General features: G+C 73.9%; 7 protein-coding genes and 1 pseudogene. All 8 read right to left on the bottom strand.

Translation table 11 applies throughout. The annotated features are described in order from the left end of the window. Positions 1-40: 40 nt before the first annotated feature. Positions 41-184, bottom strand: a complete 144-nt coding sequence (locus AB0J39_RS36220; protein WP_363473139.1) for a hypothetical protein — start codon at positions 182-184, stop codon at positions 41-43. Between the two features lie 321 nt (positions 185-505). Next, positions 506-1,480, bottom strand: a complete 975-nt coding sequence (locus tag AB0J39_RS36215; RefSeq protein WP_363473137.1) for a glutathione S-transferase C-terminal domain-containing protein — start codon at positions 1,478-1,480, stop codon at positions 506-508. A 40-nt stretch (positions 1,481-1,520) separates the two neighbouring features. Then, positions 1,521-2,678 carry an FAD-binding oxidoreductase gene (locus AB0J39_RS36210; protein ID WP_363473136.1) on the bottom strand — a complete coding sequence of 386 codons (1,158 nt, stop codon included), beginning with the start codon at positions 2,676-2,678 and terminating at the stop codon, positions 1,521-1,523. Next, the gene (locus AB0J39_RS36205; protein ID WP_363473134.1) at positions 2,675-4,390 is read right to left on the bottom strand and encodes an ABC transporter ATP-binding protein; all 1,716 of its coding nucleotides are present in this window, start codon (positions 4,388-4,390) and stop codon (positions 2,675-2,677) included. The genes AB0J39_RS36210 and AB0J39_RS36205 overlap by 4 nt, the downstream gene beginning before the upstream one ends. Further along, positions 4,387-5,256, bottom strand: a complete 870-nt coding sequence (locus tag AB0J39_RS36200) for an ABC transporter permease (protein WP_363473132.1) — start codon at positions 5,254-5,256, stop codon at positions 4,387-4,389. Before AB0J39_RS36200 ends, AB0J39_RS36205 begins: the two co-directional genes overlap by 4 nt. Then, positions 5,257-6,216: an ABC transporter permease gene (locus AB0J39_RS36195; protein ID WP_363473130.1), complete on the bottom strand. Its 960-nt coding sequence runs from the start codon at positions 6,214-6,216 to the stop codon at positions 5,257-5,259. Further along, positions 6,213-7,862, bottom strand: coding sequence for an ABC transporter substrate-binding protein (locus tag AB0J39_RS36190; protein ID WP_363473129.1), 1,650 nt, complete (start codon positions 7,860-7,862; stop codon positions 6,213-6,215). Before AB0J39_RS36190 ends, AB0J39_RS36195 begins: the two co-directional genes overlap by 4 nt. Before the next feature lie 38 nt (positions 7,863-7,900). Beyond that, a pseudogene (locus AB0J39_RS36185) lies at positions 7,901-8,117 on the bottom strand (NADPH-dependent oxidoreductase); the annotation flags it as partial.

Genomic DNA, 8,117 nt, shown 5'->3' with positions numbered 1-8,117 from the left:
GGCCGGCGTGGCCGAGCCCAGTGCGCGGCGACCGGGTCCCTCACGGGCTTGCCGTACTCCTCCGGACGGGGCGTGTCCCGTACGTGCCGTACGCCCACACGTCGGCGTCGGACGCGGCCACCACCCCCTGGAGTTCGAGCGAGTTCTCCGCGGTGTCCTTCGGCAGCACCCCGCCGAAGGACACCGGCGCCCACGGGCCACCGGGCGCACGCCGGTGCAGCGCCGTGCGCCACCCCCAGCGCTGCTTGTCGTGGGGTGATCGCCCAGTACGAGCCGGACGCGGACACCGATAGCGCCTGCACCGCCATCCCCGCCCCGGGGCCGGGCAACCGCCGCCACGGTCCCGCCTCATCGGCGGGGACCGTCACAGGACGGCGCCGCTCGGGCGGATGGTCCGGATACAGATAGTCCCAGGGCCCCCGAAATCCCGGCCCGCCCGCCTCCGGCGTGGCCGACGCGGCATCCGTGTACGCGGGCGGGGACACGCGTGCTGTGACGTTTCGCCTTACGCGTGCTCCCCCGCGAGCGCCTCGCGTCCGTGCGGCTCGTCCCAGTCGGCCTCGTGCGGCTCGACCGCGATCCGCACCGGCCCGTCGCCGAGGTAGGCGGGCCTGGCGGTGAGCCGGAACGCGGCGAAGTCGGTGGTCTCGCGGAACGCGGGGATCCGGTAGAGGTCGCGGGCGTACGCCCAGAGGTGGGGGTAGGCGGTCAGCGGGCGTTCGGTGATCCCGGCGAGCGGATTGTGCAGCAGGTCGTATCTGACCAGGACCACCCAGAGCTGCACGTCGGATTCGGTGAGGCGGTCCCCGAACAGATACCGCCGACCGGCGAGGCGGGCGTCGAGGCGGTCCAGCGCGGCGGCCACCCCGGCGCGCCGCCGCTCGTACTCCTCCTGGGTCGCGGCCCTGGCCACCAGGTGCACGCCCTGGCTGAGGTCGCGTGCGATCTCCTCGTCCAGCGCCTCGATCTCGTCACGCAGGTCCCCGGGGTAGAGGTCCACGGTGGCCCACTCGGCGAACGCGGTGCCGAGGTCGGCGGGGATCCGGGCGAAGTCGTTGCTGACGATGCGGTTCGTCCGCCGGTCCCACAGCACCGGCACCGAGATGTGACCGGGATATCCGGGCTCGGTGGCCTCGTACGCCTCGGCGAGCAGCGTGAAGCCGTTCACCGGGTCGGGCCCGCGCCGCTCCCGGAACGCCCAGCCGCGCGCGTCGCGGTCGTCGTCGACGTAGGACACCGACACGACGTCCCGCAGCCCGGCCAGGTCGCGCACGATGACGGCGCGCTGCGCCCACGGGCACGTGTACGACGCGTAGAGGTGGTAGCGGCCGGGCTCGGCGGGGTGGCCGCCGGAGCCGTCGGCGGTGATCCGCTCCGTGAAGGGGTAGAGGGGCCCCGGCCCGTCGGTCCTGCCCGGCCCGTACGGGCCGTGGGCGGCGACGTCGGCGGGACTCGCGTACGCGGGCGCTTGGGCGGTCATGAGGTCTCCTTGCGATGGTGGGCCGGGTGACAGCCGATGGTCAGCCGAGGATCCGGGCCGCGCCGAACCCGGCGGGCAGCTCGCCGCCGGTCGCGAAGCGGCCGGGCCCGAAGGCGGCGAGGCGGGGATCGGGGTCGTCCAGGAGCAGCCGGGCGACGTGGTCGCCCCAGGCGGGCGCGAGTTTGAAGCCGTGCCCGCTGGTGCCCGCGTCGACGAACAGGTGCTCGCCGACCCGGCCGGCGACCGGCTGCCAGTCGGGGCTCACGTCGTACAGCGAGGCCCAGCCGCCGGCCACCCTGGCGCGGCGGCGCGCCGTGGAGCGGGCGGCGGAGGCCTCGGCCAGCCGGTTCAGCTCGCCGGCGAGCGGGCCGGGGAAGTCGTCGGGGTCGGCGGCGGAGGCCGGGACGACCCCGCCGGTGAGGTACTGGGTGCGGGGCTGCGGGGTCGTGTAGTACCCGCCGGGCATGTCGATCAGGACGTGCGGCACGATCTCGGCGCCGTCGGCGGGGTCGTGCTCGGACACGGCGACGACGTGGCGTTCCACGGTCAGCGGCAGGTACACGCCGAGCGGCCACAGCAGCGGCGCTGTCCACGGCCCGGCGGCCACGAGCAGCCGTCCGGCCCGGTGCACCGCGCCGTCGGACGTGGTCACCGCCGCCCCGCGGCTCTCCTCGGCGAGCGCGACGACCGGCCTGTGGGTGTGGAACACCGCGCCGAGGCGCCGCGCGGCCGCGGCCAGCCCGGTCGTCGTCGCGTACGGGTCCGCGTAGCCGGCGTCGGCCTCCCAGACCGCGACGGCGACGCCGTCCAGGCTCAGGTGGGGCAGCCGGGCGGGCAGCGCGTCGGCGCCGACCAGCTCGCCGGTGACGCCGAGCGAGCCGAGCCGCGCGGCGGTCTCGGCGGCCGATGCCGCGTCGCCGGGGCCGTGCAGGTAGAACGCGCCGGTCCGGCGGAAGCCGGACTGGTGCCCACCGGTGTGCTCCTCGAACCGGGCGAGGAACGCGATGCCGTCCCGCGCCGTCTCCGCCAGGAAGGGATCGGTGTAGTAGGCCCGGCAGATGCCGCCCGACCGCCCGGTGGGGCCGCCCGCGACCGGCCCCTTGTCGAACACGGCCACGGACACGCCGCGCCTGGCCAGGTGGAAGGCCGCGGCCGTGCCGTGCACCCCGGCCCCGACGATCGCCACGTCGTACGTCATGCGACGGCCTCCCGGTCGCGCGGGCGGTGGTGCGGCAGCCGCGGGATCGCGGCCAGCAGCTCACGTGTGTACGGCGCGCGCGGCTGGGCGAAGACCTGACGGACGTCGCCGGACTCGACCACCCGGCCGTCCTTCATCACCAGCACCCGATCACTGACGTGGTGGATCACCCCGAGGTCGTGGGAGATGAACAGGCAGGCCACGCCGAGTTCGGCCTGGAGGTCGGCGAGCAGGTCGAGCACCTGGGCCTGGATCGACACGTCCAGCGCGGAGACCGGCTCGTCGCAGACGATCACCTGGGGCCGGGGGGCCAGCGCCCGCGCGATCGCCACCCGCTGCCGCTGCCCGCCGGACAGCCGCAGCGGCCTGCGGTCGAGGACCGAGGTGTCCAGGCCGACCTGCGCGAGCAGCTCGGCCGTGCGGTCCCGCCGGGTGCGGCGCGGCTCGCCGCCGGCGGCGAGCGCCTCGTCGAGGATCCGCCGCACGGTGAACCGGGGGTCGAACGAGCTCAGCGGGTCCTGGTAGACGACCTGGACGCGCCGCCGCAGCGCGCGGCGCTCGGCGGAGCCCAGCCCACTCCAGGACCTGCCGGTGATCTCCACCTCGCCCGCGTCCGGCTCCAGCAGCCCCAGCACCAGGCGCGCGGTCGTGGTCTTGCCCGATCCCGACTCGCCCACCAGCCCGAGGGTCTCCCCCGCCCGCAGCTCGAACGACACGTCGTCCACGGCCGCGCGGGGCAGCCCGTCCGGCCCGGTGAACGACTTGGCCAGGCTGGACGCCCTGATCACCACCTCGCCGGGCCGGGCCGCGGGGAGCGGAGCGGGGGCAGGAAGCGAAGCGGGAGCGGAGAGCGAAGCGGGAGCGGAGAGCGGAGCGGGAGCGGGGGCCGAGCCGTCCCCGGAGGCGGTCAGCCGCGTGCCCCTGCCGTGCTCGGAGGGCACCGCGGCCAGCAGCCTCCGGGTGTAGGCGTGCCGCGCGTCGCCGAGCACGTCCCGCGTGGGCCCCTCCTCGACGACCTCGCCGTCCTTCATGACCAGCACGCGGTCGGCCAGCTCGGCCACCACCGCGAGGTCGTGGCTGATCAGCAGCAGCCCGGCCCCGGCCCGCCGGCGCTCGGCCAGCAGCCGCAGGATCTGCGCCTGCACGGTCACGTCCAGAGCGGTGGTCGGCTCGTCGGCGATCAGCAGCGGGGGCGAGCAGGCGACCGCGGAGGCGATCAGCGCCCGCTGGCGCAGCCCGCCGGAGAGCTGGTGGGGGTACTGCGCGGCGCGCAGCTCCGGCTCCGGCACGCCCACCTCGCGCAGCAGCTCCACCACGCGCCGCCGCACGCCGGCACGCGGCACGACCCGGTGGAGCCGCAGGGTCTCGGCGATCTCCTTGCCGACCGGGCGCAGCGGGTCGAGCGAGACCAGCGCGTCCTGCAGGACGTAACCGACCCGGCCGCCCCGCAGCGTCCGCCACTGCCGCTCGCCGTACGAGGACACGTCGCGGCCTGCCACGACGAGCGACCGCGCGGTGATATCGGCGCCGGCGCCGGTCAGCCCTATCAGCGTGCGGGCGGTGACGCTCTTGCCCGAGCCGGACTCCCCCACGATGGCGACGCACTCGCCCGGGCTCACCGTGAAGGAGATCGACCGGACCGCCTGGACGGGGCCGAACGAGACCCGCAGGTCGGACACCTCGACGACGGGGTCGGCCCGCTGAGTGGTCACGACAGTCTCCCTTCGACGCGCCGCTGCAGGTGGCGGCCGACGACCGTGACGGACAGGACGGTGAGCGTGATGGCCAGCCCGGGGAAGACCGCGGCCCACCAGGCGACGGAGAAGTAGTCGCGCCCGGCCGAGAGCATCGCTCCCCATTCCGCGGCGGGCGGCCGGGGACCGAGGCCGAGGAAGCTCAGCGAGGACGCCGCGACCAGCGCGGTGCCGACCTCGATCGTGGCCAGCACCAGCAGCGGCGCGAACGCGTTGGGCAGCACGTGCCGCGCGATGATCCTCGCCCTGGTCAGGCCGAGCGAGACGGCCGCCTCGACGTACCCGGACCGGCGGATGACCATGGTCTGCGCGCGGACCAGGCGCGCGTAGCCGGGCAGCGTGTACGCGGCGATGGCGAAGACCGCGTTGAGCGTCCCCGGCCCGACGACGGCGATGACCAGCAGGGCCAGCAGCAGCCCCGGCAGCGAGAGCAGGACGTCCACGACACGCATGGCGACCTCGTCGAGCACCCGCCCTCCGAGCGCCGCCAGGAGCCCGACGAGGGTGCCGCCGGCGACCGCGAGCGCGGTGGCGGCCAGCCCGGCCAGCACCGACGGCCGTGCCCCGTACACGATCCGGGTGAAGATGTCGCGCCCGTTGGCGTCGGTGCCGAGCAGGTGCTCGCCGTCCGGGGGCCGGAGCGCGGCGAGGGCGTCGGTGAGGTCGGGCGAGCCGTGCGCGACCAGGCCGGGCGCGATCATGATCACCGCCACGACCAGCAGGAACGCGGCGGCCGCCCAGACGCCGGCGCGCGGGACGCGCCGCCGCCCGCGCCCGACGACGGTGACGCCGGGGCCCGTGGTGGCGATGGTGGAGGCGGTCACTCAGGCACCTCGCAGTCGCGGGTCGATGGCCAGGTAGAGCAGGTCGAGCAGGATGTTGACGACGACGTAGAGCAGCGAGGCGATCAGGACCACGCCCATCACGACCGGCAGGTCCTTGTTGGTGACGGCGGTGAGGGTCAGCCGCCCGATGCCCTGCCGGGAGAAGACCGACTCGGTGATCACGGCACCGCCGAACAGGTAGCTGACCATCCATCCGGCCAGCGTGACCGTCGGCAGCAGCGCGTGCCGGAGCGCGTGCCGCAGCCGCACGCCCAGGTCGGACATGCCGCGCGAGCGCGCGGTGAGCACGAACGGCTCCTCCAGCGTGAGCTCCAGGCCCTCGCGCAGCACCTGGCTGAGCGTCGCGATGACCGGGATCGCCATCGCGACGGACGGCAGGACCAGGCTCTCCAGTCCCTCTCCGCCGGTGGCCGGGAAGAGCCCGAACCCGAACGAGAAGACCGTGAGCAGCAGGATCCCTGCCCAGAACGACGGAATGGAGATCCCGACCAGCTCGATGCCGGAGAACACCGCCCGCGCCCACCGGCGGCCCGCGGTCAGCACGGCGACCGTGACCGCGACCACGACCGCCAGCGCGAACGAGGCGAGCATGAGCTGGACGGACGCGCCGATCTGCGCGCCGATCGCCGAGGCGACCGGCTGATGCAGCTGGTACGACTGGCCGAGGTCGCCGTGGAGCACCCGGCCCAGGTAGGTGACGTACTGGACGAGCAGCGGCCGGTCGAGCCCGTAGTCGGCGACGAGCCGCGCGCGGACCTCGGGCGTGACGGTGTTGGCGCCGATCAGCAGGTCGACGACGTTGCCCGGCGTGAGGTGGAGCCCGGCGAACGCGACCGTCACCGCGCCCCACAGCACCAGCACGGACGTGCCCAGCCGCACCAGCACCGGGCGGACCCACCGGGCCCGCGCCCGGGGGGCCGCGACGGCGACGGCGGTCATGCCTGCTCGACCCAGGCGTCGTAGAAAATCGGGTACGCCTGCGGCTCCCAGCCGATGCCGTGCGCCTTCTTGCCCGCCCCGAGCAGGTAGTTGAACACGTATACCGGGAAGACCGCGGCCTCGTCGGTGACCCGCTGCTGCACCTTGGCGTACAGCTCGGCCCGCTCGGCCTGGTCGGTCGTGTCCAGCGCGTCGCTCAGCCAGCCGTCGATCTCCTTGTCCGACAGGCGGGCCGCGTTCTGCCCGAACTTGGCGGCGGTGGGGATGGCGGAGGTGTCGAACAGGTTGCGCAGGGTGTCGCCGTCGGCGCGCTGCCAGCTGAAGTCGATCAGGTCGTAGTCGCCCTTTGGGTATCTCTCCAGCCATTCGTTGACGGTGCCGGCGACGAACTGGACGTCGAAGCCGATCTTCTTCGCCTCCGCCTGGATCTGCTCGGCCAGCGTGTCGCGCTGTTCGCGGGCGAACTCTTTGAGGAATCCCCAGCGGATCGTCAGCCGCTTGCCGTCCTTGGTGCGGTAGCCCTCGGCGTCCCTCGCCGACCATCCGGCCTCGTCGAGCAGCCGGTTCGCCGTCGCGGGGTCGTACTTCGCCTTCCCTTCGAGGGTCTTGTCGTACCCGTCGGTCGCGGGAGAGACGGGGCCCGCGGCGGGCTGGAACGCGCCGAAGTAGAGGTTCTGCACGATCGTCGCGAAGTCGATGCCGTCGCGGAACGCCTGCCGGACCCGCTTGTCGGCGAACGGCCCGGACGTGGTGTTCGGGTAGTAGTTGTAGTTGCCGCCCGGCGCCTGCCGAGTAGTGATCGTCAGCCGGGGGTCGGCCTGCACCTGCTTGGCGTTGACCGGCGGCACGCTGGCGATCGCGTCGACCTGCCCGCTGGTCAGCGCGCCGAGCCGGACCGAGTCCTCGGTGATGACCTTGATCTCCAGCTTGTCCAGGTACGCCGCCCCGGTGTGCGCCGTGCCCTCCGGCGCCCAGTCGTAGCCGGGGTTGCGGTGATAGGTGATGCCCTTCTGCACGACGTACTCGTCGATGACGAACGGCCCGGACCCGACGACCTTCTTGCACAGCGCGTCCTGCGGCTGCTCGAGCGACCGCGGCGACTCGATGCCGAAGTAGGCCGTGGCCAGCGCGGACAGGAACGGCGAGTAGGGCCTGCTGAAACTGACCTTCACCGTGTGCGGGTCGACGACCTCGCTGCCCTCGTACGGCTCGATGTAGCCCGCCGCGAGCTGGGACTTGGTCGCGGGAGCGACGATGTGGTCCAGGTTGGCCTTGACCGCGGCCGCGTCGAAGGGCGTGCCGTCGGAGAACTTCACGCCCTCACGCAGGGTGAACGTGTAGGTCTTCTGGTCCGGCGAGACCGTCCACTTGGTGGCCAGCCAGGGGTGGATCCGCCCCTCGGTGTCCAGTGACACCAGCGAGTCGAGCACGGGCCGGGTGAACAGGCCGGCCACGTCGGCGGGGCTCTGGTGCGGGTCGAGGCAGGTGGAGGGTTCGGTGTTGACGCCGAAGGTGAGCGTGCCACCCTTGACCGGCCCACCGGGGGCCTTGGCCGCCGCGGTTTCCCCGCCGCTCGTGCCGCAGGCCGTCAGGGCGAGCGACAGGGAGGCGAACGCGGCGGCGGATAATCGGATTTTTCTCGACATCTGAGGACGAGCCTTTCGGGGGTTCTCTGCCGGTGGTTCTAGACGAGACCGCCGGGGTGCGGCTGCCGCACCGCCGCGGTCACCTGCGGGGCGACGAGATCCAGCCAGTCGGACAGGACCCGGTCGAGGTCGGGGATCTCGGCCTCGAGCAGCGCCAGGCCCGGGCTGGGCACGAGCGCGCCCAGCTCGATCAGCAGGGGCCGCAGGTGCAGCTCGACGGCCAGGGCGTGCCGGGGGGCGCCCATGACCAGCAGC

The organism is Microbispora sp. NPDC049633, assembly GCF_040675265.1.
In the GTDB taxonomy this organism is placed as follows: domain Bacteria; phylum Actinomycetota; class Actinomycetes; order Streptosporangiales; family Streptosporangiaceae; genus Microbispora; species Microbispora maris.
Note: the sequence above shows the minus strand (reverse complement) of the source record. Positions and strands in the feature narration are given on the sequence as shown.